This is a genomic window from Methylobacterium haplocladii (assembly GCF_007992175.1).
Classification (GTDB): domain Bacteria; phylum Pseudomonadota; class Alphaproteobacteria; order Rhizobiales; family Beijerinckiaceae; genus Methylobacterium; species Methylobacterium haplocladii.
In genome coordinates this window covers 84,416-109,062 of the sequence record NZ_BJZT01000025.1, presented here as the reverse complement: position 1 = coordinate 109,062, position 24,647 = coordinate 84,416, and the positions used below count along the sequence as shown (strand labels likewise).

Here is a 24,647-nt window from a genome sequence, read left to right as displayed (position 1 = left end):
CAAGGGCAGCGCCAACTAGCAGTTTCGAGCCAGGGTCCCCCTCGATCTCGTTGCCGATTTTGGTAAGCGAGAGATCACCAAGAGCTCGGAACTGCTGATCATGCGGAGGCTAAGAGGCGAGTACGTGACGAAGCAGATGCGTTCGACAAGCAGTGTTGCGCGCTGCGTGATCGGGCTGTGGTCCGCACCTCCTCAATCGTCAGCTTTCGACCCGCCTATCCCATCCGAGCCTTGCCGGCTGCGCAGCGTGTTCAGCCTTTAACCTTCATCGTCAGCGGCTCGCCCGACCGCACTTTGGTAGCAACGGCCTCGAGCATGGCCGCCAACTGCTGGTCGCCCACTTCGATACGCAAGGCTTGCAGCGCGACGAACAGCATCCCGGAGGCCGCGGGCATGCGGCCATTGCCTTCGGCGGCTGCAGCCAACGAGGCTCGCCACTGATCCATCATGGCGTTCCAGGCGGCTTCATCGCCTTTCGACATCTCCGTCTTCACGTCGGTCACCGCGGCATCCCCTAGTTCGATCCGAGTCGGCTCGGGCACATGGATCGGTGGCTTTCGGCAAAAACGCCAATTTGCTCGTGTCTCGTGTCGGAGAGTAGCGAGGTCCCGAACCGGTTTGTTCAAAAATTCGGCACCCCTCGCCCCTCTACTACCGACATCGTCAGAATGCTCTCGGCCGAGCCGGAGCTGGATCTTGCCTTCTATCGTTCCATAGACACGCGATCGCCGGGATCTCCATAACCCAGGCGCGCGGCTTCGCGGTTCACGATGCCGAAGCGCAGCACTGCCTGCTCGAGATAGTCGACAGCGTCTACGAGGTGACGGCGCGCGCTTTCGAGCTCTCGGGCGTCGGCGTCCGGTGGCGTCTCGGCCAAGTTCACGGCGGCGATCAGCACGCGGTCGCGCTCGTCTTCGATGCGTCGGTCACGCTCGACGTGCCCTCGCACATCGGCATCGAAGGCCTCGATGACCTTCCAAGGCAACTCGTCCTTTTTGGTCGAAGCGGGATACGCGGCTGCTAGACGGCGCCCCTTGCTCGCCGCGGCACGGACGATTTCGGCAAGTTTGCTCACGGGTGCCTTGCCTGTTGCTGCTGATCAGGGGTGCGGCCTGATATAGGGCCCATCGCTGTGGGCGACCGCGCACGCCCGGTGCTCGCACTGAAGGTCCGCATGTCGGGAGATCGGTGCATCGTGTTCACTCGTGCTGACCGAGACACGGCTATTCCTTACGCCAGCGATAGTCGCTTTGATCGGAGATCTCGGCCTCCTTGCAAGCCAGCGCCGAACTCTTGCCCTGTGCCGTCTGAACCGCGATCTGGCGCAGCTTCAGCACCCCCGTCTTCTGACTTCGCTTCATGTCCAGCTCCTTCGGTCCTGGCTGATCCTCTCGATCAGCCCGGACCAGAGCCAGCCGGTCGGGTCAGATGTTTCCTCGGATGTAACGTTTTGTGACAACGGCCTTTTCCACGTTGCCCGGGCCGTCCGGCCTCGTATGTTCGGGGTATGAGCGACTGCCCGACCATCGTCATCGTCGAGGATGACGGAGACATCCGCACCCAGCTCGCGAACTACCTGGAGGGCGAGGGCTTTCGCGTGGTCGGCCTCGACGGAGGGGCGAGCCTCGACCGGCATCTGTCGTCCGGCCCGGCCCCGGACCTGATCGTGCTGGACTGGATGCTGCCGGGCGAGGACGGCCTGTCCATCTGCCGGCGACTGCGTGAGGGGGGCGGGCCGCCCATCGTCATGCTCACGGCCAAGGACGAGGACATCGACCGGGTGCTCGGATTGGAGATGGGTGCGGACGACTACGTCTCGAAGCCCTTCAACCCGCGGGTGCTGCTCGCCCGCATCCGTGCAGTCCTGCGCCGCGCCCAGGGTCATGGCCTCCCTGCGGCCGACGCCGAGCCGGAGACGCTCGCCGTGGCCGACCTCGTGGTCGACCTCGCGGCGCGTCGCGTGACGACTGGGGAACCGGCCGCCGAGGTCTCGCTCACGAGCGCCGAGTACGATCTGCTGCACTGCTTCGTCACGCGCCCGCAGCGGGTGCTCTCGCGCGAGCAGCTCCTCGACTGGACACGGGGCCGCATGGCCGACGCCTTCGACCGCACCATCGACGTGCAGGTCAGCCGATTGCGGCACAAGCTCGATGCCGCAGGCAGTACTGCCGCTGCATTGCTCAAGACCGTTCGCAACGCCGGCTACATCCTCGCCGCGCCGGTGAGGCCGGCGCCGTGATGGCCCGCATCGGGCTGCTGGGGCGGATCATGCTGCTTCTGCTGGGGGCGCTCTCCCTTCTGGTTCTCGCCACCGTCGCCGTGGACACGTGGCAGCGTCGACAGGAGCGCTCGCCCTACGCCACGCGCTTCCCGCGCCTCGACCAAGCCGCGAGCATCATGACCCTCCTGCGCGATGCGGATCCGGCGCAGCGGCCGGCCATCCTGAAGGCGGTCAGTGGCGAGGCGTTGAAGGCGGAGATTGCCGATGCGCGACGGCCCGAGACCGGTCTGATCCGCGAGCCGCGTCTGGAGGCACGCCTTCGTCGGCTGACGGGGGATGCGGGGGACCGGGTCCGCGCCTTCACCGATGCCGAGATGCTCCATCGCGGGGTCGATCCGGCGAACGTCGCGGAGGCCGATCGACGACGCCCCCTGGGCCGGCTCGCGGCCGCGACTTACGACCTTCCGGACGGCCGTACGCTCGTCGTTTCCGCCATCGAGCGACACCACTCGCTGATGCCGTGGCTGCTCGGCCGGCCGTTGAGCCTGTGGGTGGCCGTGCTCGGCGCGATCGTCGCCGGATTGGTCCTCGTCGGCGCCCGTCACGAACTCGCACCGCTGCGCCGCCTGACCGCGGCGGTGACCCGCTTCGACGGGCGCGGCCTCGAACCCGTCGTGGACCCGCACGGCGCCCCCGAGATCCAGCGGCTCGCCCGCGCGGTGCAGGACATGCAGGAGCGCATCGTCGGACTCCTCGGCGAGCGCTCGCTGCTGATCGGCGCCATCTCGCACGACCTCAAGACCTACCTGACCCGCCTGCGGCTGCGAGCCGAGGGCGTGTCGGAACCGGAGCGCCGGGACAAGCTGGTCGAGGATCTCGATGCGATGACCGCCTTGATCGAGACGTCCCTCGGCTTCGCCCGGGGCACCGCGGTGGAGGTGGGCCGGACGGCGGTCGACCTCGGCGACCTCGTTGCCGTCGAGGTCGCCGAGCATGCCGCGTTGGGTGCCGACATCCGTCTGACCGGCGAGGACGTGCAGGACGCCGTGGTGGCCGGCGACGCCGTCGCCCTGCGGCGGGTCGTCGCCAACCTGATCGGGAATGCCGTCAAGTTCGGGCGGTCCACGGTGTCCGTCGCCGTGAGCCGGACCGGCACGGTGTGCCAGGTGATGGTCGAGGACGACGGTCCGGGCATCCCGGAGCAGGAGCGCACGGCCGTGTTCAGCCCGTTCTATCGCATCGAGCAATCCCGGAACCGCCGGACCGGCGGCACTGGCCTCGGCCTCGCCATCGCTCGCCAGATCGCCGAGGCACACGGGGGTACCGTCGTGGCTAACGTGGGCTCGCTTGGCGGCGCCCGTCTCGTGCTGACCTTGCAGGCTATCGCCTGACGGCGTCGCTTGGGCGCGACCTCCCGTTACAAAACGTTACGCCGACGCATCCGTCCGTCACATCTGGGAGGCAAGCGGGGACGAACCTGCCCTCATCGGCCGCGGCGCCGGGAACCGGCACCGAGACCGCCATGAGAACCCAGAAGGATTCCACCATGCCGAAGAGTCTCGCCACGTTCGCCGTCCTGGCTGGCCTCGCGGTCCCGGCCTCGGCGTCGCCGCTGACCCAGGATGCCGTGTCCGACGGATCGGATGGCGCGCAGATCATCCAGGTCTACGGCGGCTGCGGCCCGTACGCCCATCGCGGCCCCTACGGCGGTTGCCGGACCGGCGGGCAGTGGGGCGGCTACGTCCGCGGCGTTTCCTGCCCGGCCGGTTTCCACATCGGACCCTACGGCCGCCGCTGCTGGCCGAACTGAGCCCTCCCACCCCTTTCCCCAATTCCGCGTCCGGTCGCGCGCCGGACGCCCTTGGAGGCGAACATGATCCGTAAGATCGTCCTACCCCTCGCCCTCGCCGCGGGGCTCCTCACCGCCGGATCGGCCGCCGAGGCCCGGGACGGCTGCGGCCTCGGCTTCCACCGAGGCTTCTACGGCTGGTGTCGGCCGAACCTCGGCTACCGTCCGTACGCCTACGGCCCCGCGTACCGTCACTTCGGCTACCGCCGTTGGGGAGGCCCCCGCTGGCACTACGGCTACCGTTACGGCTGGCATCGCCGCTTCGCTTGGCACGGCGGGGGGCATCGCTGGGGCGGCTTTCGGCATGCGGGCTGGCATCATCGCTGGTGACGCGTCCCGCGTAGCGCCGGGGCCACCACGTCCCCGCGGCCTCGCACGCGTTAGGCAACCCCGCCGGAGACCGCGCATGGCTCCCGCCGACGGGACGGCATCGCCGCGGTTCGGCCGGCGTGACGCGATCGCCGGATCGGCACTCGGTCTTTCCGCCGCCGGCGTCGCCGCCCTGGCGACGATGGGGCGCGGGACGCCGGGGTCGTCCACGTCAGTGACCCGACCCGACCCGACCCTGGCCGGTCCGCTCGGCGATGTCCGGGTGAGATCGCCCGAGGCGTCCCCACCCTCGATGCGGCGTCAGCCTCCATGTCGTACCCGTCCTTGGGCGCAGGGGGCGAAGGATCGGGACCACAACCGTAGTGCGTAGCCACTAGGTTCATTTCAGCTGGGCCGGAACTTGTTTGCGCACAACCCGTTCATGGTGCGTCGCCGCATCGGGGACGAGGAGCGGCAACACCCGTGACGGCCACCGTCGACAGGCACGAACTCCGGCAGATCATCGCCGGCCTCAGCGAGGGCGTGATCCTGGTCGAACCGGATCAGTCCATTGCCTATGCAAACCAAGCTGCGCTGACGATGCACGGGGCTGCGTCGCTCAGCGATCTCGGCGAAACCGTCGATGCCTACCGCGCGCGCTTCGCCCTGCGCTACCGCAACAACCATGCGCCGAACCACTACCCGATCGAGCGCGTCGTCTCCGGCGAGTCCTTCCACGACGTCATCGTCGAGGTGAAGCGCACCGATCAGCCGGATGTCGACTTCGTTCACTCCCTCCGCAGCCTCGTGGCTCTGGATCACGGCGGCCAGCCGAGCTGCCTCGCCCTGATCCTCAAGGATGTCTCGGACCAGTTCGAGGCCGAGGAACGCTTCGAGAAGACCTTCAACGCCAATCCCGCACCGGCGGTGATCACGCGGCTCTCGGACCTGCGACACGTCAAGGTCAATGTCGGCTTTCTGGAAATGACCGGTTACACCCGCGACGCCGTGCTCGGGCGCAGCGTCTACGAGGTCGACGTCCTCGCCGGCGCCAGGAGCCGTGAGCTTGCGGTCTCTCGGCTTAACGAGGGCGGCACCATCCCGCAAATGGAGGCGTGCCTGGATCTGCCGGAAGGCGGAACCCGCTTCGTGATCGTGGCCGGCCAGCCGATGGATCTCGGCGACGAGCCCTGCATGCTCTTCACCTTCGCGGACCTCGAACTGCGCCGGAAGGCCGAGACGGCCCTTCGCCAGAGCGAGGAGCGCTTCGCAACGGCGTTCCGGCTCACGCCGGTGCCGACGATCCTGGCCCGCGCCGATGGCTTCGTCATCACCGGGATCAACGAGGCGTTCACCCGCGTCTTCGGGTCCGGCGAGGACAAGGTCGTTGGGCGGACACCTGAGGAAATCGGCCTCTGGGTCGAGGATGCAGCCCGCAAGAAATTCGAGGGCACGGTGAGCCGGACCGGCTTCGTGCTCGGGTTGGAGACCTGCCTGCGGCACGAGAATGGGACTGCGCTGGATTGCTTGGTCTCGGCCGAGCGGGTCGAGATCGGCGAGGAAACCTTCGCGCTCCTGGTCCTGCAGGACATCACCGAGCGGAAGCGGTCCGAACGGGACCTGTTCGCCGCCATCGAGGCGGTGATGGCCGATACATCCTGGTTCAGTCGTGGCCTGATCGAGAAACTCGCCAACCTGCGCCATCCGACCAGCGACGGGGACGACACGGCCAAGCCGAGCCTTACCCTGCGGGAGCGGCAGATCCTCGATCTGATCTGCTCCGGCCTCGACGACGAGGCGATCTCGAAAAGGCTCGGGGTCAGTCGCAACACAGTCCGCAACCATTCCGCAGCGCTCTACCGCAAGCTCGACGTTCACAAGCGTGCCGATGCCATCGTCTGGGGACGCGAGAATGGCTTCCCCACGAGCAAATTTCGCTGATTTTACTAGGACACTAGTGCAACTGTATTATTGAACCTCGCGCTTCGGATGCCACTTGAGGGCCGGCGAACCTTTCGCCCAGGAACTCAGAGACATCCATGAGCGATCAGTCCGCCAAGACGTCCACCGAGCAGCTCAAGGGCTCGGTGAAGGATGCCATCGGAAAGCTGACCGGCGACATCCGGGTGCAGGCCGAGGGCAAGGCGCAGAAGCAATCACCGAAGTTCGACGGGAAGCCCGGGACCGCGCATCGGTCGTAGCCCGGGTCGATCGGCGCACACGCACGAAACAGCATTGAACTGGACGAACGACATGGTCGATACGGATAGGGTAACGGGCGCCGTCAAGGAGCTTGCCGGCAAGGCGCGGGGCGCGGTGGGCGACCTCGTAGGCTCCGACAGGGACTCGGTCGAGGGTCGCGCCCGCCAGGCGCAGGGCACGGCGGAGCGGGTCTACGGCGAGGGCAAGGATGCCGTTCGCCAGACGGCAAATCGCGCCGCCGACGTCGGCGAGGATGTTCGCGACAATGCCGAGCGCTACTACGCCCGAGCCGAAGACTCCGTCCGCAACGCGGCCGACGAGGCGTACCACTATGCCGAGGACGCCTACGACAACAGCGGCCGCTACCTGAGCCAGGGCCGCCGCGCCGTGGCCCATCAGGTCGAAGAAAGCCCGCTGACCTCGCTTCTGATCGCCGGCGCCGTCGGCCTCGGCATCGGCCTCCTCATCAATTCCCGTCGCTAAGTCCCTTCGCCGTCGCGAAGCGTTTTCCCGGAGTACAACCGTGTCTTCTTCTCCCAGCATCGTCGCAGCACCCTCCGCTGCCACCACCGTCCACCTGCATCAGGTCTCGTGGGGCGCCATCTTCGCCGGCGCCGTGATCGCCCTGGTGGCCCAGGTCATCCTGAACATGGTCGGCGTCGGCATCGGCCTGTCGACCGTCGGCGGTCCGGCCGCCGACAACCCCGCCGCCTCGACCCTGTCGCTCGGCGCCGGCCTCTGGTTCGTGATCTCCGGCATCGTCGCGGCGCTCGTCGGCGGCATCCTCGCCGGACGCCTCTCGGGCAAGGCCAGCGGCAACAGCGCCGGCTCGCACGGCCTCGTGTCGTGGGCGGTGTCCACGCTCGTGGTGCTCTATCTGCTGACCTCGGCGGTCGGCGGCATCGTCGGCGGTGCCTTCAGCGGCGTGACCAGCACGCTCGGCGGCGCCGGCAACCTGATCGGCGGGACGGTGCAGACCGCCGCCCAGGCAGCCGCCCCGTCGCTGTCCAAGATCTCGAACCCGCTCGACGGTATCGAGCAGTCGGTCCGCCAGCAGAGCGCCGGCCAGGACCCGCAGGCGGCCAAGGACGCGGCCGTCGCCGCGATCCGCGCTGTCTTCTCGGGTGACCCGGCCCAGAAGGCCCAGGCCGAGAACCGCGCCGCCGACGCCCTCGCCAAGGCCCAGGGCATCCCGGTCGATCAGGCCAAGGCCCAGATCCAGGACTACGAGAAGCAGTACGAAGTCGCCGTCGCCGACGCCAAGAAGAAGGCGATTGCCGCCGCCGAAGCCACCCGCAGCGCCGCCACCCAGGCCGCCCTCTACGGTGCCCTCGCTCTGATCCTCGGCGCGCTGGCCGGCTTCCTCGGTGGCCGCCTCGGTGCCCCGAAGCTCGCCACGCTCGGCACCGCGGGCAACACCGGCACGACCTACGACACCCGTCGCGCCTGATCGCCATTCGGCCCCGGTTCGCCGGGGCCGATCCTCACCGGTCGGGTACGGCCGGTTCCCCTGAACCCTCGGACAGGAGCATTTTCGATGAGCAGCACCACCGACAAGATCAAGGGCCTGGCCAACGAGGCCGCCGGCAACGTCAAGCAGGGCGTCGGCAACGTCACCGGCAACGACAAGCTCGTCGCCGAGGGCAAGGCCCAGGAACTCAAGGGCGAAGCCCAGAAGACGGTCGGCGACGTCAAGGACGGCGCTTCCAACCTGGCCGACAAGGTCAAGAGCAAGATCTGATCCGTTCGACTTCGGGGCGGCCGGCAGGCCGTCCCGCCTCTACCTTTCTCTGCAGTCTCGACAGGAGCGGACCATGAACCGCGACGAATTCCGCGGCGCCAAGCGCCATCTCAAGGGCCGCGCCCAGACCGCCATCGGCGGCCTCACCGGAGATCCCCGCCGCCAGGTCCGCGGTGCGGTCGATCAGGTCGCCGGCGGCGCCCAATACGCCTACGGCCGCGCCCGCGATCGCGCCGAGGACCTGATCGAGGACGGCAGCCACCTCGCTCACGAAGCGCGCCGTCGCGGCGAGCGCATCATCGACGACGGCTCACGCTATGCGCGCCAGGCCCGCGACCGTGGCGAAGCCTACGGCCGTCGGGCCATCTCCCATGCCGATGACAATCGCGGCACCACCTTGGCTGCGGTCGCGGCCATCGCCCTCGCGCTCGGCTGGCTCGTGCGACGCTCGCGTTGATCCTTCCCTGAAACTGAAAGCCTCCCATGCTCCGCAAGCTTCTGACGGCCTTCCTGCTTCCCAAGGTCATCGCCTACGTCAGCCGGCGCTTCGGCGGTGGACGCCGGCCTCGCTGATCGACGGTCGGCGGCGAACGAAAACCGCATCGAAGGCGTTCGACGTCCGACCCTATGAAGTCTCCAACGACGATCACGCCAAGGAACCGACCATGAGCAAGGGCTATCCCTCGATGACCGCGCTGCTGGGCCTGCTGGCCGTGGCCGGCTACCAGAACCGCGACAAGATCGCCGAGCTGCTCAAGGGCGCCGGCGACAAGGCTCACGGCGCCGTTCCGGCCGTTCCGCACACCTCGGGTTCGACGGCGGAAGGGTCGGGTGGGTTGAGCGGCTTGCTCGGTGGCCTGGGCACGGCCGGCGTCGGCGGCCTGATCGCCAGCGGTCTGACGGAACTCGTCGACCACTTCACCAAGGGCGGCCACGGCGAAACCGCCCAGTCCTGGGTCAATCAGGGGGTGAACCGGGACGTTTCCGAGGCGGACCTGGAGAAGGCCATCGGATCGGAGACCCTCGACGGGCTCCAGAAGCAGACCGGCCTGAGCCGCGCCGACATTCTTTTACGCCTGTCGCGTGACCTGCCCTCGGCCATCGAACGTTACGCCCAGGACGGTCGCCAGCCGGCCTGACCAACGGACGAACGGTCGGGGCCCCCGGGTGCCGACCACGTCCGGTCTGTCGATGCGTCAGCGGAGTTTCTCATGACAACCGTCAGGACGCCGATCCATGCCAGTTCCAACGGCGATCGCTGGTTCCTCTGCCATGGCGGCGATCCAGCCGACGTGTTCGTATTCCACGAGCCGAACGAGGCCTCCGGCGGCACGGCGACTCGCATCGGCATCGTGGATTTCCTCTCGACCGATCTCGGTTCACCCGAGCGCCGTGAACTCCTTCGGATGATCGGCACACTGGTCGAAGCCGGGCACGCCTCGCCGGCCAATCGAGACACGGGTCCGGAGCCCGGTGCAGCCGCGGCCGAGCCGACGCCGGGGGAAGCCCTCCCGATCCCCTGACCCGCGCCGCCCCACGCAATCGCAGAGAGCACCATGGCCATCGACTATCGCGCGGAACTTCGCAGACCCCTCCCGTTCAGCCTCGCGGTCATCGCCACGGTGCTTCTGGTCTGGTTGGTGGTCGCTTCCATCGCCGGCTCGCGCCAGCGCAGTGCCCGTGACCATCGCATTCAGGACCTGCAGGCCCGGCAGGCGTCGATCCAGGGCGAGCTCGATCGCCAGGTCTCGACCGCCGGCACCCTGAGCGCGCTGCAGGCGAAGATCGCCACAGCCCAGCAGCAGGACCGCCAAGCTGCCCAGGAAGCGGAGCAGGCCACGGCCCGACTGGCCGCCCTGTCCAAGGAACGGCAGGACTCGGAAGCCAAGGCCTCCAAGGCGAAGGACGCGTCCGAAGCCGAGACGAAGCGCCTCGCCGACCTGCAGTCCCAGGTGACCGAGGCCGAGAAGAAGCTCGCGCCGATGCAGGAGGCCACCGACGCCGCGGAGAAGGCCGCCGTCGCGCGCACCCAGGAACTCGCCGATGTCGGCCGCAGGCTGGAGGAGACCCGGCAGCAGGAGGCGAAGCTGCGGGCCGATCTCTCGACCATGGCACAGGAAGCCACGAGCAAGACCGCCGACCTGGCCAAGGCCGAGGCGAGCCAGCAGAAGGCCCGCGAGGGCTCAGCTGCCGCGCAGAAGGAACTCGTCGATGCGCGGAACGCCGCCGAGGAGGCCGCCAAGCGCCGGTCCGAGGTCGAGCAGGCCGTCGCCGGCCTGTCCGCCAACCGCGAGAAGCTTGCCGCCGAGATCGAGCAGGCCGGGCGTGAGGTCCAGCAGGGTCGTGATGCGCTGGCCGCCACCCAGAAGGAACTGGCCGACGCCCGGGCCGAGCGCGACCGCGTCATCTCCGAGCGCGGCCAGGCCGAGCAGACGCTCCAGAAGCTGGCCGCCGACCGTGACGCCGGGACGGCTGCCCTCGAAGCGCTCCAGAAGCGTCAGACCGACGCCCAGGCCGAGTTGGCCACGCTGGCCGAGAGCCTGGCGGCGCGGAACAAGGAGACGGCGGCACTCGACGAGCGCCTCGCCGCCACCCGGCAGGAACTTGCCGCGGCGCAGGCGAAGCTGGCCGAGATCCGGCAACAGCTGTCGAGTCCGCCCGCTGGTGCAGCGCCCCAGGCAAAATGAACGCGCGACGACGTCGATGGCGGTCTCGATCGCCATCGCCCGAGATCTCGAGCGCGGCGTGACCCCGATCCGACGCTTCGGTGGGCCTGACTTCCGTGCGGAGGGCGGACCCTGTCCCGACAGGCGGGCGAGGTCTGCCCGTCGAAGCGGGCCGACACGGTCCAAACGCACCGCGAGCGGCCCCGCGCCCTCAGATCAGCCCCAGAGCCGCCAGCTCCCGCCGCAGGGCTTCGGGCATCTCGGCGAGGTCGCCGGCGGCGGCGTGGTCGAGGTCCTTCGGGGCGTCGCGCTGGCGGAGGTAGCGCCAGCCCTGGAAGGGGCGGCAGGGGCGCGGCGAGACGGGCTTCACCACCGGGTCGAGCACGAGTTCGCAGCGGCCGATGCCGTCGCTTCCGGTGAAGGGCTCGATGGCGGTAATCGCCTGGCGGCAGAGCAGCGTGCCCTTGATCACCCAGTAGATCGAGCCCCGGCCGGCGATCTCGCGCTTGCGCTTGGGCACCATGCGCGTGGTGTGGACCGTGCGCGGGGTCTGGCCCAGGCGCATCATCTCGGCGCGGTTGTGGGCGATGCGGTCTTCGAGCTCGCCGATCGTGGCGGGGCCGACGCAGAGCTTCAGCAGGTTCAGGGCCATGCCCGCCTATAGCAGGCGGAGCGCCGCCGGCGCGCTCACGAAAACAGCGCGATCTTCTCTTCGATGCTGAGGCTGTCGAGATCGGCGAAGGCCAGGGCGAGGTCGTCGCCACCCCCGGCTTCGGCGGTCACTTTGCGGGGCTGCGGACCGGCTGGCGGCGGCTCCGCCTCGGGCTCGGCCGGCGCGAAGTCGAGTTCGTCCGCCTCGGGCAGGGCGTCCGGGAGCGGGGGCGGCGTTGCGCTCGGCGGCTCGGCGACGGGGGGCGCCTCCCGGCCGAGCAGCGCGGCGATCCGGGTCTCCAGCTCGCGTAGGGTCGCGATGGCGCGGCCGGTGCGCTGGGCCGAGAGGTCCTGGAGCGAGCAGGCCGTGTAGATGGCGATGGCGTGCCGGTCGAGCACGTCGCAGAGCCCCGTATCGGCCCCCTTTTCCCGCAGGCTCCAGGCGGCTTCCTGCATCGCCTCGGCGGCGCCGAGGATCTCGGAGGTGGCCCGCTCGGCGCCCTGAACGAGGGTATCGAGGGTGGCCGGGGCGGCCGGGCTCTCGTGCCCGTCGGGCAGGGTCATGTTCGCGATGTCGTCGCGGGTGCGCGCGATGCTCCCGGCCATGGCGGCGAGGGTTTCGCGCACGGCGTCCGGCGGGGTGAGCACGGCGGCATCGCGGGTGACGACGCTCTCCAGCCGCGCGATCGCCTGCAGCAGCGTGTCGGTGTCGGCGCCGCGGTGGCGGCGGGCGAACTCGGCCAGGAAGCGGCGGCCGCGCTCGGTCTCGGCCACGGCCGCCTCGATGACGTCGTACGCGGAGGCGTCGAACGGACTCTGCGAACCGGAACCCAGCATGACCCCAACGTCCTCGTCGGCCGACGCTCCGCGCACGGATCCGTGACTTCGGCCGAAAGAGCTATGCCGGAACGTCTTTAACGGCGGCTTACGGGGGTGTTCACAGCAGCGTCCCCCGCAGGATGATCGCAGCCACCCCGAAATAGATCACCAGCCCCGAGACGTCGACGAGGGTCGCCACGGCCGGGGCCGAGGCGCTGGCCGGGTCGAAGCCGAGGCGGCGCAGCAGGAAGGGCAGCATCGAGCCGGTCATCGAGCCGAAGGTGACGATGCCGACGAGCGCGGTGCCGACGGTGAGCGCCACGAGCCCCCAATGCGCGCCGTAATCGTGCAGGCCGAGCCATTGCCACGCGGCGATGCGGGCCATGCCCAGCGCCCCGAGGATCGCGCCGAGCGCCAGCCCCGTGGGCAACTCGCGCAGCGCCACGCGCCACCAGTCGCGCAGGCGCACCTCGTCGAGCGCCAGGGCGCGGATGATCAGCGAGGTCGCCTGCGAGCCGGAATTGCCGCCCGAGCTCATGATGAGCGGGATGAACAGGGTGAGCACCAGCGCCTTCTCGAGCTCGTTCTCGAAGCCCTGCATGGCGGAGGCCGTCATCATCTCGCCGAGGAAGAGCACGGCGAGCCAGCCGGCGCGCTTCCTCAGCATCTCGCCGAAGCTGATGCGCAGATAGGGCTCGTCGAGCGCCTCCATGCCGCCGAAGCGCTGGACCTGCTCGGTCTGGCGCTGGACCATGGCGTCGATCACGTCGTCGACGGTGACGATGCCGATCGGGCGCCCGATCCCGTCGACCACGGGCACGGCGAGCAGGTCGTATTTCGAGATCAGCCGGGCCGCGTCGTCGCGGCTCGCGAGCCCTGAGACCGTCACCGGCCGCTTGCCCGGCGCGGCCGCGAGCACGCTCGCCCCCGGCTCGGCCGAGATCAGCCGCCGCAGGGGCACGGCGGTGAGGAGCACGCCGCTCGCGGGGTCGAGCACATAGACCGAATAGACCGTCTCGCGGGTGTGCTCGACCCGGCGGATGTGGTCGAGGGTCTGCCCGACGGTCCAGGTGGCCGGCACGCTGACGAACTCCGTCGTCATGATCGAGCCGGCGCTCTCCTCCGGGTAGGCGAGCAGCGCCCGGATGGTGTCCCGCGTCTCCGGGTCGACCCGCTCCAGGAGGTCGGAGCGCGCCGGCTCCGCCAGCAGGCGAAACACGTCGGCGAGGCGGTCGGCGGCCATGCCGACGAGGAGCGGCCCGGCCCGGTCGCGCGGCAGCGCCTCGACGATCTCGACGACCGCATCGAGCCCGGGCTGGTCGAGCACCTCGACGGCCCGCTCCGGCGGCAGCCCGAGCAGGATCGCCGCTGCCACCTCGGGCCGCTGCGCGTTCAGCGCCTCGACGATGTCGGGCGCGCGCTCGTCCCTGAGCCGGGCCGCGAGCACGGCCGGATCGGTCACCGGATCGATCGTGACGAGGTCGTTCATGGGCTCACCTTGTTGCCGGCCGCCGCGGGCGGCCGGGGTGAGCCGATCCGCGTGGGTCAGGCCCCGGCAGCCGGAGACGGCATGGTCGATCGACTGCGACTGTCGCTGGGCATGATGGGGATGGGTTGCGGACGGGATGCGACGCCGTCGTGACGGCGCGCGCGGGGGGGACGGATGGGCTGATTGGTGGGGGGCGTCAAGCGTGGGTTTGCAGCCCGTCCGGTCCAAACACCCATTTTTACGTCAAGGATCTCACGGGATCAACATTGCTGGCCAAGATAGATAGCGACCCGAGCTTATAGATTGTTTTACCGATGCTAGTCTCTATCTTTTTGCTGACAGGTATGGTTCTCTGTCGGCCGACCTTCAATAGAGATTGTTGGCGCATCTCTAGAAAATTGAAATGCTATTCAATGAAAATAACATGCATCGAAGTTATAAATTTTAGAAAACTCAAATCGACTCATATAGATATCGACGGATCGACCACAATATTTGTAGGAGCCAACAATAGTGGGAAAACGTCTGCTATGGTCGCGTTGAGATATTTTTTGCTTGCGCCTAATAAGCTCTCTTTGCGTGACATAACGATTGCCAACTGGGTTGGAATCGACGCCGTTGGCTCAGCGTGGGAGGCTGAAGAGGACGCTACGTCCTCGCTCGCGGATCAATTGCCGTCAATGGACGTCTGGCTGGACGTTCCGGTCCAAGAAATTCAGCACGTCGTTCATCTGATACCAACGCTTGGATGGAGGGGCGGGGCGCTTGGAGTCCGGTTAGCGTACACATTGATCGATCAGGATAAGCTGAAAGCCGATTATCTGCGAGAGCATGCGGCCGCCGGTCTTATCGTCAAGGCACAATCTGGAACGTCAGACGCTATCAAGGTTTGGCCAAGCTGCCTCACGGAGTTTTTGGAGCGGCGGTTAAACGCGTACGTATCGCTACAAACTTATACTCTTGATCCGGCCGCACGTGTTGCGCCCGTCAAAGGTTTAGCGACGCCCCAACCGCTTCCGCCGACCGCTGTTGCGCTTGGCGCTAATCCGTTCAAAGGGCTTATCAAGATCGACGAGATTGCCGCGCAGCGAGATTTTGCCGACGCTGGCGAACGCGTGGATCGATCTACCGAACGGGCGGGCGAACACCAGCAGAATAGCCGCCGATTTAAGCGCCGGCTATCTGATCAACTGAGATCCTATTACGACCGACACATCGATCCGACTAGAACACCCTCACCCGAAGACTACGACGCGCTTGGAGCAATTCAGAGTGCGGAAAAAAACTTCGACAAGCGGCTGAAGCACGGATTCTCCGCGGCATTTAAAGAACTTGAGGATCTCGGCTATCCGGGTATTGCAAACCCAAAGCTCAAGATAAGTACCATGCTCAAGGCAACGGACGGGCTAAAACATGGCTCTGCCGTGCAATATCAAGTCGGAGACCCTTCAGGAGATGGCACGAAGACCCTGCAACTTCCTGAGGACTATTCTGGTCTTGGCTATCAAAACCTCATTGCGATGATCTTTATGTTAATGAGCTACCGTGACGAGTGGATGCGCGTTGGCAAAGCGAGCCTTGAAGGCGATCTTACAAGAGAAGAGAAGATCGAGCCACTGCACCTTGTCATAGTAGAAGAGCCTGAAGCGCACCTACATGCGCAAGTTCAGCAAGTTTTTATTAAAAAGGCGTATGGCTTGCTCCGCAAGCATAGTGATCTTGGCGCCAACACGACGTTCTCAACCCAGTTAGTGGTCAGCACGCATTCGAGCCATGTCGCGCATGAAGCTGATTTTTCGAGCCTTCGCTATTTCCGGCGACGGCCGGCCGTATCGTTGGCCGAAACTGCAACTACGACTGTTGCAAATCTTTCCTATGTTTTCGGTGAAGGAGACGCCACGCAACGTTTTGTAAAGCGCTACTTAAAAGCGACTCATTGCGATCTATTTTTCGCCGATGGCATTATTTTTGTCGAAGGTCAGGCAGAACGGATTCTCATCCCGCACTTTATCAGGCATCATTTTGAGTCATTGGCGCGCCGATACGTTACGATACTTGACATCGGCGGAGCGCATACACATAAATTCAAAGCTTTGGTTGATGAGCTCGGTCTTGCGACACTAATTATTGCAGATCTTGACGCTTGCGCCTTGTCGCAGACTCCAGGTAAGCCTTCACGCTGGAAAAGTGCAAAACCTACAATCGGCGCGAAGCAGAGAACTACGAATCCAGTGTTAAAAGACTGGCATCCGCAAATGGAAGAGATTGACTCGCTGTGCAGTCTAAATTCGGACGAACATAGCCTTCCAAATGCCGACGGTTACGAGCTTTACGTGGCGTATCAGAAGCCTACAACGGTCACGCTTCCAGGCAAGGGCTCTGATACAGTCATTCCGCGGACATTTGAAGACGCATTGATATTTGAAAATCACGAGGTGACTAAAAAAATTACTGGCTCAGCGGTGGCCGAAAAGATTAAAAATGTCGTCGCAGCTGCGGAAACTGGCGAAAATCTAGCCGACGAGCTGCACGAGCTTCTGAAAAGCGCTGAGAAGGCGGCCTTTGCCATCGACTGTCTGATGATCAATGATGCCAAAGCAATAAAGCCGCCAGCTTATGTGGCCGACGGCCTTAAATGGTTCGAGGCAGCAATCGGGCGAGATCTTATCGAAAGCGACCCTGTGGCGGCTGCAGCATGACATCGATATTACACGAAACTGGCCCAGCGGATACTGACGCTTCAGCCGACATCGAAATCTCCCAATGCCTGGATCCAGCGGCGCCGAGAAGCTTTTTCCTCTACGCAGGTGCTGGTTCAGGCAAAACCCGATCGCTCGACGCGGCACTGCGAACCTTCCGAGAGGCTTACGGGGTAGCTTTTCGCCGGTCTGGTAGAAAGATCGCCGTGATCACCTTTACCAATGCGGCGGCTAAAGAGATTGCTGAGCGCGTCGGCCAAGACCCTCTGTTCCCAATTTCGACGATCCATAGTTTCTGCTGGTCGCTTATAGGCGGGCACGCAGTCGATATCCAGCAGTGGTTGCTCACCAATCTGCCGCTTGACCTGGACGATCTACATGAGAAGCAAAGGAAAGGGCGGGCGGGCAGAGCATCAGAAGATCGTCTTCGGGCAATTACTGCGATTGAGGCTCGCCTCGAATGGCTTAGGGAGCCACGCGCCTTCACTTACAATCCGAACGGCGATAATTTCGGAAAGGACTCCCTCTCGCACACAGAAGTCATCAAGATCGCCTCCGGCTTCATCGCGGACAAGCCTTCGATGCAAGACATTATTGTAGGAAAATACCCCTTCCTGCTGATCGATGAGAGTCAAGACACAAACAAGAACTTAATGGATGCGCTAATCGCTTTGTCTGAAGCGAAAAAGGGCCAGTTCGCAGTTGGGCTGTTTGGCGACGTGATGCAGCGGATCTATCTCGACGGACACCTCGACCTCGCGACGTACGTGCCGGACGACTGGGCTAAGCCCGTTAAGCGAATGAACCACCGGGCTCCAAAGCGTGTGGTGCGCCTCGGAAACGCCCTCAGAGCGGCTTCCGACGGGCAGAGTCAGCTCGCGCGAGAGGATAAGGACGAAGGCTTCGTGCGTTTGTTCGTGATGCCAGCCGATACGAAGAACAAGAACGCGGTTGAGGAAGAGATCCGCTTGCGAATGGCCGAACTCACCGGTGACGAGCAGTGGGGAGAAGCGACCAAGGTTAAGACGCTTACACTCGAACATCACATGGCAGCCTCGCGATGCGGCTTCCAGAAAATGTTTGAAGCGCTGCGACAAAACTCGAAACTGTCGACTGGTCTGATTAGGGGGGATCTGCCGGGCCTGCGCGTCTTCACGGAGGGAGTGTTACCACTTCTAGCGTATCGTCAGGCCGGCGACGAGTTCAACGTCATGTCTCATCTTCGGCGCCTGTCTCCGCTTGTCAGTCGTCAAGCGCTCACGGAGGCAAGCGATAAACAAGATCCACTCGCCGGCGCACGAGATGCGGTCGATGACCTCATGGAGATTGATTTCAAACAGGCTTCGAATTTGCAGGTTTTGGAGCGCGTCGCTAAGACTGGCCTGTTCGATATCCCGTCAAGTTTACAGCCCTTCATTGAACCGGAACAGCTCTCCGTAGTGACGCCACAGGTGGCTTCCGGGGATGACGAGGGAGAGGAGGAAGACGGATCAACTTCGAGTCTTGCCGCTTGGCGTCAGTTTCTGGAGTCGCCCTTCAGCCAGATGGCAGCCTATGCCGAGTATGTTTCTGACAAGGGGCCCTTCGGCACCCACCAAGGCGTGAAGGGCCTCGAATTCGAGCGCGTTTTCGTCATCTTAGATGACAGTGAAGCGCGGGGCTTCCTGTTCTCCTATGAGCGGCTCTTCGGAGCGAAGCTGCCGCCTGCTAGCCGGCGTGCCAGCTCAACCGAGCCCGCGGAATCCAGCGAAGACCGAACACGGCGCCTGCTTTACGTGACGTGCACGCGGACGACCAAAAGCCTTGCACTGGCCGCCTATAGCGAAAACCCCGAGGCACTTGCGCGGGGCGCTGACGCTTGGTTCGAGAAAGATGAGGTCGCTCGGATCGATAATCGCTAGCTAGAGTTCGTCTGAAGACTCTTTGAGTTATCGCCCGCATAGCCCCACCATAGCCAAACCCACCCCCCACGTGCACACCCCCGGCGTCCCCCCGCCGCCCCCGCCCCTCCGTGCCCCCTCCCCCCTCCCCGCCCGCTCCAAGCGGCGAGCCCCCCGCCATCCGGCTCGCCCTGCTCTACACCGTGGTCTTCGTCGAGATCGGCATCGCGATGCCGTTCATGCCGGTCTGGCTGAACGCGCTGCAGCTCGATGCCGGGCTGATCGGCGGGCTGCTGGCGTTGCCGATCGCGATCCGCATCGTGGCCACCGCGCCGCTGATGGGGCTGATCGACCGGGGGGTGAGCGCCCGGGCCCTGCTGCTCGCCGGGAGCCTCGTCCTGGCCGCGACCTACGCGCTGATGCCGGCGGCGGCGGGGCTCGGCTGGGGGCTGCTCGCCGGGCTGATCGCGATCAATGCGGTGGCGGCGGCGCCCCTGGTGCCGAGCATCGACTACCTGACGCTCGCGGCCGTGCGCCGCTCCAAAAAACTCGACTATGCCCGGATCCGGCTCTGCGGCTCGGTGGGCTTTTTGGCGGCGAACCTCGCCGGCGGGGCGATACTCGGGGCGCTGGGCGAGGCCTTCGCCGTGCCGCTGCTGCTGACGGCGCTGGCGCTGGTCGCGGCCGGCGTCGCCTTCGCCAGCCGCGGCGTGGCTCCGGCCGCCGCGCCGCGGCCGCGGAGCGCGGCGCGCCCGCGCCTGCCGCGGGTGCTGTGGCTGGCGATCGGGGCGGGCGCGCTGGTCCAGTCGAGCCACGCCGCGATCTACGCCTTCGGGAGCATCAGCTGGAGCAGCGCCGGGGTGCCGGGGGCCTGGATCGGCGCGCTCTGGGCGATCGGCGTCGCCGCCGAGATCCTCCTGTTCGCGGTGATCGGGCGGCTGCCGGCGCCCTGGCGCTCGCCGTTCCGGCTGCTCGGGCTCGGGGCGGCGGCGGCCCTCGTCCGGGCGCTCGGCATGGCGCTCGCCGGAGACAGCCTGCCCGCCCTCGTCGCCCTGCAGATGCTGCACGGCTTCAGCTTCGGGGCCACCCATTTCGGGGTGATGAACGCGGTCTCGGGCCTGGCGCCGGACGGGGCGCGGGGCCGGGCGCAGGGCACGGTGAGCTCCGCCACCGCCCTGGCCTCGGCGCTCGCAACCCTCGGCTGTGGCGTGGTCTACCGGAGCGCGGGGCCGGCGGCGACCTTCCTGGCGATGGCGCCGCTGGCGCTGACGGGCCTCTGCCTCGTCGGCGTCGCGGCGCGCGCGGCGCGTGGGACAGGGGTGGAATGAGCGGGACGCCGGCGGGGCGTCCCACGCCACGACATGCTTTGGTCACCATGATGCCCTCAGATAGGCACGCCTCCGCGTCCTGCGGGACGGAATCGGAGACCTTCCCGTGCTGATCGAAGCCGGCACAGCCAACCCCGACATGGCCAATTCCGACATGGCCGGTGCCGAAATGGCCGGCGCCGACATGGCCGGCGAGCGCGTGGCCCTGCGCGGCCGCTGGACCGCGGACCAGGGTCCCGCCGTGGAGCGGAGCGCGGCGGCGATCCTGGCGCACGGCGCGGCGCAGCCGGTCCTGATCGACCTCTCCGGCGTGATCCGCCTCGACACCCTCGGCGCCTGGGTGCTGGAGCGGACCCGCGCCGAGATCGAGGCCGCGGGCGGCCGTCTCGCCTATGCCGGGGCGAGCCCGGAGCACCGCATCCTCCTCGGCGAGGTGGCGCTCCGCCCGGCCGATCCGCCGGCCACCGTGCGCGTCGGCCGCGTCGTCGGCGCCCTCGACGCCGTCGGCCGCAGCGTCGTCTCCACCGGCCGCGAGATCCTCGCCGGCCTGTCTTTCCTGGGCGAGGTCATCGCCGCCATCGGCCGGGTGGCGGCGCGGCCCTCGAGCTTCCGTTTCACGGCGCTGATCAATCAGCTCGAGGCCATCGCCTTCCGCGGCGTGCCGATCATCGCACTGATCTCCTTCCTCGTCGGCGGCATCGTCGCGCAGCAGGGCATCATCCAGCTGCAGCGCTTTGGCGCGCAGAGCTTCGTGGTGAACCTGATCGGCATCCTGGTGCTGCGCGAACTCGGCGTGCTGCTCACGTCGATCATGGTGGCCGGCCGCTCCGGCTCGGCCTTCACCGCCGAAATCGGCTCGATGCGCATGCGCGAGGAGGTCGACGCGCTGCGCGTCATGGGCCTCGACCCGATCGAAATCCTGATCGTTCCCCGTATCTTGGCGCTGATGATCGGCCTGCCGATCCTCGCCTTCCTCGCCAACCTCGCGGCGCTGGCCGGCGGCGGCGTCACGGCGCTGATCTACGGCGGCCTGACGGTCGACGGCTTCCTCTCGCGCCTGCAGGCGGCGGTATCCGAGCACCACCTTTGGGTCGGCCTCCTCAAGGCGCCGTTCATGGCGCTGACCATCGGCATCATCGCGACGATCGAGGGCTTCGCGGTGGAGGGCTCCGCCGAGTCCCTCGGACGCCACGTCACCGCCTCAGTCGTCAAGTCAATCTTCATGGTCATCGTGCTTGATGGACTCTTCGCGGTGTTTTTCGCGGCGGTGGAATTCTGAGCGAGTCCAGCACCTTCGCCGGACGGGCCGGCACGACAGCTTCACCCGAGGCTGCCCTCCGGGGCGCCTCGCCGGGATCGGGACACGACTTGACGCTTTCGCCTCGCCAACCGGGCCGGGACGCCATCATCCGCGTGCGCGAGCTCGTGGTGGGATTCGGCGCGCGCGACGTCATGAAGGGGCTCGACCTCGACATCTGGCGCGGCGAGATCTTGGGATTTGTCGGCCCGTCGGGCCAGGGAAAATCCGTTCTGACGCGAACCATCCTGGGTCTCGTCACCAAGCGTTCCGGCACCATCGAGATCTTCGGCGAGAACGTCGACGGGCTGACGCTCGCCCGTCGGCGCGAGCTGGAAAAACGCTGGGGCGTGCTGTTTCAGCAGGGCGCGCTGTTCTCGGGCCTCACCGTCAAGCAGAACATCCAGATGCCGATGCGCGAGCATCTCGACCTCTCGGAGCGCCTGCTCGACGAGTTCGCCCGGCTCAAGATCGAGATGGTCGGCCTCAAGCCGGACGCCGCCGACAAGCTGCCCTCCGAACTCTCCGGCGGCATGATCAAGCGCGCGGCCCTCGCCCGCTCCCTCGCCCTCGATCCCGAAATCCTCTTTCTCGACGAGCCGACCTCCGGCCTCGACCCGATCGGCGCGGGCGAGTTCGACGAGCTCGTCGCCACCCTGAAGCAGACGCTGGGCCTCACCGTCTTCATGGTCACGCACGACCTCGACAGTCTTTACACCGCCTGCGACCGCATCGCGGCTTTGGGCGACGGCAAGATCATCGCCGAGGGTCCGATCGAGGCCATGCTCGAGAGCGATCACCCCTGGCTGCGCTCGTATTTCCACGGCAAGCGCGCGCGGGCGATCGTGCCGAGCCCGGCCAGGCAGAACCGGGGAGCGGTTCATGCGTGAGCGATCATCCACCATGCGCAGAACCCTCTCCCCGCTGCGGGCGAGGGCGGCCCCTGCGTCAGCAGGGGTCGGGAGAAGGGAGCTCCCTGTCCGAAAGAACCTGAGCCGGCCCCTCTCCCGCCTGCTCCGCAGGTACTCTCCCCCTCGGAGTGGGGAGGGTTCGCTTGCAATCCCTGGTGCCGCCGCGCACGGCACGACTGCCGCCCATCGTGAAAAGGCCTGATCGATGGAGACCCGTGCCAACTACGCCCTGATCGGCGCCTTCACCATTGCCGTCGTGCTTGCGGGCTTCGGCTTTGCGTTCTGGCTGCACGGCGGCTCGCGCGGCGATGCAGCCCAAGCGATCCGCATCGTGTTCTCCGGTAGCGTCGGCGGGCTCGCCAAGGGCTCGACCGTGTCGTTCAACGGCATCAAGGTCGGCGAGGCCACCGACGTGCGCCTGCTGCCGCAGGATCCGCGCCGCGTCGTGGCCCTCGTCGAGGTGCTGCCGACGACGCCGTTGCGGGCCGACACCCGCGCCCGGCTCGATTCCGCGATGCTCACAGGCGTCTCGCAGATCTCGCTCTCGGGCGGCAGCGCCGACGCCCCGCCGCTCAAGGCGGGCTCCGGCGATTCCATGCCGACGATCTTCGCCGATTCCAGCGACATACAGGACATGATGGCCGCCGCCCGCCAGATCGCGCAGCGGGCCGACGACATGCTGCAGCGCCTCGACAAGGTCATCGCCGGCAACGAGGGCGCCATTAACCGCACGCTGGCCAACGTCGAGACCTTTTCGAAGACGTTGGCCGATGCCGGCCCGGCGATCGGCTCGCTGGTCAAGGCGATCGACGGCGAGAAGCTCAACCGCGTGATCGACAACGCCGACCGCTTCTCGGCGGCGCTCGCGAATTCCAGCCCGAACATCGAGGCCGGCCTCGGCGACGCCCGCACGATGATGGCCAAGCTCAATGCCTCGGCCGACAAGATCGACGCCGTGCTTGCCGGCGCCCAGGGCTTCCTCGGCTCGGCCTCGGGCCAACAGGGCTCCTCGACCTTTACGGAGATTCGCGAGGCCGCGATTTCGGTGCGCGATGCCGGCAAGGCCTTCCGCCTGCTCTCCGAGAACCTCGACAAGCGCACGGCCAACATCTCGACGAGCGTGACGCGGCTGAGCGGGTCGAGCCGCCGTGAAGTCGAGGCGCTGGCGAGCGATGGGCAGCGTACGCTGAACACGCTGAGCCGCGCCGCCAAGAGCCTGGAGCGCGACCCGTCCCAGGTCATCTTCGGCGGAAAGCCGACGTTGCCGGAATACAACGGTGGACGCTGAATACGACCTGGGCGGGCGAATGTGCCGTCACGCACGGGCACCTGCAGAGCTTTGCCGTAGTTTGAACCCGGTGGGCCACCTTCCGGCCCGGAGATCTGGCGTGTTTCCGCTGATGACGACGGCCTCGACTCCCGGCACAGCCGCGACCCGACGCGCCCTCGCGCGGTTTCGGCCGGCCGGCCTCGCCCTTGCGGCCGTCCTAAGCATGGGTCTGACCGGCTGTGGCGGCGCCACGCCGCTGACCTTCGATCTCGCGGCCCTGCCGGGCAACCCGCGCCCCGGTGGTGCCACCCGCGCCATCGTGGTCGCCGAGCCCATCGGCCTCCAGCCGATGGAGGCCGACCGCATCCTGGTTCGCGAGCCGAACGGATCCCTTTCTTTCGTCGGCGGCGGGCAATGGTCCGACCGGCTGCCTCGCCTGATCCAGACGCGCATCATCCAGAGCCTCGAGAATTCCGGCCGACTGCGCTCGGTCACGCGCCCCGGCGACAAGGTGGTCTCCGACTACCAGCTCGTCAGCGAGATCCGCGAATTCGACATCGCGGCCGGCTCCCGCGAGGCGGTGGTCGACATCTCCGCCAAGATCATCGCCGAGGGCACCGGCAAGGTCGTCAACGCCCGCGTCTTCTCGGCTCGCGTGCCCGTCCCCGCCGTCGACGCCGCCAGCGCCGCCGCCGGCCTCGACGCGGCCCTGCGTCAGGTGCTCGGCGACGTAGTGCGCTGGGTGAACTCCGGCCGCTGATCTTCTTGGGTCGCTGCTGGCGCGTGTCCCTCGCCGGTTGGGAAGGTCCGACGGATGGGCTCGCGGGGCCTTTCCCGGACGCTGGAGAGCCAGCGGGAGGTAATCCACGCAGGGGGCAGCCAGCGAACGAGGGCCGTGTCCGCGGCTCGCACCGACCGGCTCTGACGTTTCGATGCTTCGCGCAGTCGTTATGCCGGCTCCCGGATCGGCTTCCGTTGACGCTCACCCCATCCGGGGAAAGGTGCGTGGGGAACGGGAGCCATGAGCTGAGTTTTCTCAGAACTCACCCCGCCGGTTCGTGCCGGCAGATCATGCAGAGCGCGTCCCAGAGTTCGAAGGCGAGGGCGCCGGCGATGGCCTTGGCGCGGGTCAGCGCTTCCTCATCGTCGGCCGCATCGATCTCGACGACGTTGGCGCCCTGCCCCTCGCGATCGAACACGATGGCCCGGTAGCCGGGGATCCAGCGCCGGGGATCATCGGTCTCGGAGCGTGGAGTGTCGCGCGTCATGCATCTGGCCGGACTGGCGCCGAGCTCGTCGCCGGGAATGCTTCACG

General features: G+C 66.8%; 26 protein-coding genes and 1 pseudogene. 20 read left to right on the top strand and 7 right to left on the bottom strand.

The annotated features are described in order from the left end of the window. Nucleotides 1–251: 251 nt before the first annotated feature. The 3 genes and pseudogenes from MHA02_RS12105 to MHA02_RS12095 all read right to left on the bottom strand — a co-directional run. Nucleotides 252–503: a hypothetical protein gene (locus MHA02_RS12105; protein WP_147078903.1), complete on the bottom strand. Its 252-nt coding sequence runs from the start codon at nt 501–503 to the stop codon at nt 252–254. 200 nt (nt 504–703) lie between these two features. After that, on the bottom strand, nt 704–1,075 hold the full coding sequence (locus MHA02_RS12100; RefSeq protein ID WP_147078901.1) for a hypothetical protein: 372 nt from the start codon (nt 1,073–1,075) through the stop codon (nt 704–706). 151 nt (nt 1,076–1,226) lie between these two features. After that, nucleotides 1,227–1,361, bottom strand: a pseudogene (locus tag MHA02_RS12095) (IS3 family transposase); the annotation flags it as partial. 146 nt (nt 1,362–1,507) lie between these two features. Between MHA02_RS12095 and MHA02_RS12090 the strand changes: the two are divergent. From MHA02_RS12090 to MHA02_RS12030, 13 genes are all read left to right on the top strand, one after another. Next, nucleotides 1,508–2,239, top strand: coding sequence for a response regulator (locus MHA02_RS12090; RefSeq protein ID WP_147078900.1), 732 nt, complete (start codon nt 1,508–1,510; stop codon nt 2,237–2,239). Then, nucleotides 2,239–3,612: an ATP-binding protein gene (locus MHA02_RS12085; protein WP_147078963.1), complete on the top strand. Its 1,374-nt coding sequence runs from the start codon at nt 2,239–2,241 to the stop codon at nt 3,610–3,612. Before MHA02_RS12090 ends, MHA02_RS12085 begins: the two co-directional genes overlap by 1 nt. A gap of 155 nt (nt 3,613–3,767) precedes the next feature. After that, a complete protein-coding gene (locus MHA02_RS12080) occupies nt 3,768–4,031 on the top strand; it encodes a GCG_CRPN prefix-to-repeats domain-containing protein (protein WP_147078961.1) in 264 nt (87 codons plus the stop codon). Between the two features lie 63 nt (nt 4,032–4,094). Then, a complete protein-coding gene (locus MHA02_RS12075) occupies nt 4,095–4,400 on the top strand; it encodes a GCG_CRPN prefix-to-repeats domain-containing protein (protein WP_147078898.1) in 306 nt (101 codons plus the stop codon). Between the two features lie 462 nt (nt 4,401–4,862). Next, nucleotides 4,863–6,320: a helix-turn-helix transcriptional regulator gene (locus tag MHA02_RS12070; RefSeq protein ID WP_147078896.1), complete on the top strand. Its 1,458-nt coding sequence runs from the start codon at nt 4,863–4,865 to the stop codon at nt 6,318–6,320. 98 nt (nt 6,321–6,418) lie between these two features. Further along, nucleotides 6,419–6,580, top strand: coding sequence for a CsbD family protein (locus MHA02_RS12065; RefSeq protein WP_147078894.1), 162 nt, complete (start codon nt 6,419–6,421; stop codon nt 6,578–6,580). Nucleotides 6,581–6,632: 52 nt separating this feature from the next. Next, nucleotides 6,633–7,064, top strand: coding sequence for a CsbD family protein (locus MHA02_RS12060; RefSeq protein ID WP_147078959.1), 432 nt, complete (start codon nt 6,633–6,635; stop codon nt 7,062–7,064). 40 nt (nt 7,065–7,104) lie between these two features. Continuing rightward, nucleotides 7,105–8,031, top strand: a complete 927-nt coding sequence (locus tag MHA02_RS12055; protein WP_147078892.1) for a PhnA-like protein — start codon at nt 7,105–7,107, stop codon at nt 8,029–8,031. Between the two features lie 87 nt (nt 8,032–8,118). Then, nucleotides 8,119–8,322, top strand: coding sequence for a CsbD family protein (locus MHA02_RS12050; protein ID WP_147078889.1), 204 nt, complete (start codon nt 8,119–8,121; stop codon nt 8,320–8,322). Nucleotides 8,323–8,395: 73 nt separating this feature from the next. Beyond that, the gene (locus tag MHA02_RS12045; RefSeq protein WP_147078887.1) at nt 8,396–8,779 is read left to right on the top strand and encodes a CsbD family protein; all 384 of its coding nucleotides are present in this window, start codon (nt 8,396–8,398) and stop codon (nt 8,777–8,779) included. A gap of 208 nt (nt 8,780–8,987) precedes the next feature. Beyond that, the gene (locus MHA02_RS12040) at nt 8,988–9,461 is read left to right on the top strand and encodes a YidB family protein (protein ID WP_147078885.1); all 474 of its coding nucleotides are present in this window, start codon (nt 8,988–8,990) and stop codon (nt 9,459–9,461) included. Nucleotides 9,462–9,533: 72 nt separating this feature from the next. Continuing rightward, entirely contained in the window at nt 9,534–9,845 is a 312-nt protein-coding gene (locus MHA02_RS12035) for a hypothetical protein (protein WP_147078883.1), read from the top strand. Between the two features lie 33 nt (nt 9,846–9,878). Further along, on the top strand, nt 9,879–11,009 hold the full coding sequence (locus MHA02_RS12030; RefSeq protein ID WP_147078881.1) for a coiled-coil domain-containing protein: 1,131 nt from the start codon (nt 9,879–9,881) through the stop codon (nt 11,007–11,009). 190 nt (nt 11,010–11,199) lie between these two features. On the opposite strand, the gene MHA02_RS12025 is transcribed toward MHA02_RS12030, so the two are convergent. The 3 genes from MHA02_RS12025 to mgtE all read right to left on the bottom strand — a co-directional run bounded on the left by MHA02_RS12025 (nt 11,200) and on the right by mgtE (nt 13,947). Then, nucleotides 11,200–11,640 (bottom strand): DUF1489 family protein, encoded by a 441-nt coding sequence (locus MHA02_RS12025; protein ID WP_147078879.1) that lies wholly within the window; start codon nt 11,638–11,640, stop codon nt 11,200–11,202. Between the two features lie 35 nt (nt 11,641–11,675). Beyond that, nucleotides 11,676–12,476 (bottom strand): hypothetical protein, encoded by an 801-nt coding sequence (locus tag MHA02_RS12020; RefSeq protein ID WP_147078877.1) that lies wholly within the window; start codon nt 12,474–12,476, stop codon nt 11,676–11,678. 100 nt (nt 12,477–12,576) lie between these two features. Beyond that, nucleotides 12,577–13,947 carry a magnesium transporter gene (mgtE, locus tag MHA02_RS12015; protein WP_147078876.1) on the bottom strand — a complete coding sequence of 457 codons (1,371 nt, stop codon included), beginning with the start codon at nt 13,945–13,947 and terminating at the stop codon, nt 12,577–12,579. A 413-nt stretch (nt 13,948–14,360) separates the two neighbouring features. On the opposite strand from mgtE, the gene MHA02_RS12010 reads away from it, so the two are divergent. The 7 genes from MHA02_RS12010 to MHA02_RS11975 all read left to right on the top strand — a co-directional run bounded on the left by MHA02_RS12010 (nt 14,361) and on the right by MHA02_RS11975 (nt 24,092). Further along, a complete protein-coding gene (locus MHA02_RS12010; protein WP_147078957.1) occupies nt 14,361–16,646 on the top strand; it encodes an AAA family ATPase in 2,286 nt (761 codons plus the stop codon). Continuing rightward, nucleotides 16,583–18,547, top strand: a complete 1,965-nt coding sequence (locus MHA02_RS12005; protein WP_306424478.1) for a UvrD-helicase domain-containing protein — start codon at nt 16,583–16,585, stop codon at nt 18,545–18,547. Before MHA02_RS12010 ends, MHA02_RS12005 begins: the two co-directional genes overlap by 64 nt. 110 nt (nt 18,548–18,657) lie before the next feature. Beyond that, nucleotides 18,658–19,854: an MFS transporter gene (locus MHA02_RS12000; RefSeq protein WP_147078872.1), complete on the top strand. Its 1,197-nt coding sequence runs from the start codon at nt 18,658–18,660 to the stop codon at nt 19,852–19,854. Nucleotides 19,855–20,008: 154 nt separating this feature from the next. After that, the gene (locus MHA02_RS11995) at nt 20,009–21,133 is read left to right on the top strand and encodes an ABC transporter permease (protein ID WP_373866685.1); all 1,125 of its coding nucleotides are present in this window, start codon (nt 20,009–20,011) and stop codon (nt 21,131–21,133) included. A 134-nt stretch (nt 21,134–21,267) separates the two neighbouring features. Further along, entirely contained in the window at nt 21,268–22,041 is a 774-nt protein-coding gene (locus MHA02_RS11990) for an ABC transporter ATP-binding protein (protein WP_373318352.1), read from the top strand. 226 nt (nt 22,042–22,267) lie between these two features. Beyond that, on the top strand, nt 22,268–23,350 hold the full coding sequence (locus MHA02_RS11980; RefSeq protein WP_147078868.1) for an MlaD family protein: 1,083 nt from the start codon (nt 22,268–22,270) through the stop codon (nt 23,348–23,350). A 205-nt stretch (nt 23,351–23,555) separates the two neighbouring features. Next, nucleotides 23,556–24,092: an ABC-type transport auxiliary lipoprotein family protein gene (locus MHA02_RS11975; RefSeq protein ID WP_238180276.1), complete on the top strand. Its 537-nt coding sequence runs from the start codon at nt 23,556–23,558 to the stop codon at nt 24,090–24,092. Between the two features lie 283 nt (nt 24,093–24,375). Here MHA02_RS11975 and MHA02_RS11970 read toward each other — a convergent pair whose 3' ends face one another. Next, nucleotides 24,376–24,600: a hypothetical protein gene (locus MHA02_RS11970; RefSeq protein WP_147078867.1), complete on the bottom strand. Its 225-nt coding sequence runs from the start codon at nt 24,598–24,600 to the stop codon at nt 24,376–24,378. Nucleotides 24,601–24,647: the final 47 nt, after the last annotated feature.

Bases quoted from the DNA above. Each gene is read 5' to 3' on its own strand.
- MHA02_RS12090 (WP_147078900.1), top strand. From the start codon at position 1,508: ATGAGCGACTGCCCGACCATCGTCATCGTCGAGGATGACGGAGACATC.
- MHA02_RS12085 (WP_147078963.1), top strand. From the start codon at position 2,239: ATGGCCCGCATCGGGCTGCTGGGGCGGATCATGCTGCTTCTGCTGGGG.
- MHA02_RS12080 (WP_147078961.1), top strand. From the start codon at position 3,768: ATGCCGAAGAGTCTCGCCACGTTCGCCGTCCTGGCTGGCCTCGCGGTC.
- MHA02_RS12075 (WP_147078898.1), top strand. From the start codon at position 4,095: ATGATCCGTAAGATCGTCCTACCCCTCGCCCTCGCCGCGGGGCTCCTC.
- MHA02_RS12065 (WP_147078894.1), top strand. From the start codon at position 6,419: ATGAGCGATCAGTCCGCCAAGACGTCCACCGAGCAGCTCAAGGGCTCG.
- MHA02_RS12060 (WP_147078959.1), top strand. From the start codon at position 6,633: ATGGTCGATACGGATAGGGTAACGGGCGCCGTCAAGGAGCTTGCCGGC.
- MHA02_RS12050 (WP_147078889.1), top strand. From the start codon at position 8,119: ATGAGCAGCACCACCGACAAGATCAAGGGCCTGGCCAACGAGGCCGCC.
- MHA02_RS12045 (WP_147078887.1), top strand. From the start codon at position 8,396: ATGAACCGCGACGAATTCCGCGGCGCCAAGCGCCATCTCAAGGGCCGC.
- MHA02_RS12040 (WP_147078885.1), top strand. From the start codon at position 8,988: ATGAGCAAGGGCTATCCCTCGATGACCGCGCTGCTGGGCCTGCTGGCC.
- MHA02_RS12035 (WP_147078883.1), top strand. From the start codon at position 9,534: ATGACAACCGTCAGGACGCCGATCCATGCCAGTTCCAACGGCGATCGC.
- MHA02_RS12030 (WP_147078881.1), top strand. From the start codon at position 9,879: ATGGCCATCGACTATCGCGCGGAACTTCGCAGACCCCTCCCGTTCAGC.
- MHA02_RS12025 (WP_147078879.1), bottom strand. From the start codon at position 11,640: ATGGCCCTGAACCTGCTGAAGCTCTGCGTCGGCCCCGCCACGATCGGC.
- MHA02_RS12020 (WP_147078877.1), bottom strand. From the start codon at position 12,476: ATGCTGGGTTCCGGTTCGCAGAGTCCGTTCGACGCCTCCGCGTACGAC.
- mgtE (WP_147078876.1), bottom strand. From the start codon at position 13,947: ATGAACGACCTCGTCACGATCGATCCGGTGACCGATCCGGCCGTGCTC.
- MHA02_RS12010 (WP_147078957.1), top strand. From the start codon at position 14,361: ATGAAAATAACATGCATCGAAGTTATAAATTTTAGAAAACTCAAATCG.
- MHA02_RS12005 (WP_306424478.1), top strand. From the start codon at position 16,583: ATGGTTCGAGGCAGCAATCGGGCGAGATCTTATCGAAAGCGACCCTGT.
- MHA02_RS11995 (WP_373866685.1), top strand. From the start codon at position 20,009: ATGGCCGGTGCCGAAATGGCCGGCGCCGACATGGCCGGCGAGCGCGTG.
- MHA02_RS11980 (WP_147078868.1), top strand. From the start codon at position 22,268: ATGGAGACCCGTGCCAACTACGCCCTGATCGGCGCCTTCACCATTGCC.
- MHA02_RS11975 (WP_238180276.1), top strand. From the start codon at position 23,556: ATGGGTCTGACCGGCTGTGGCGGCGCCACGCCGCTGACCTTCGATCTC.
- MHA02_RS11970 (WP_147078867.1), bottom strand. From the start codon at position 24,600: ATGACGCGCGACACTCCACGCTCCGAGACCGATGATCCCCGGCGCTGG.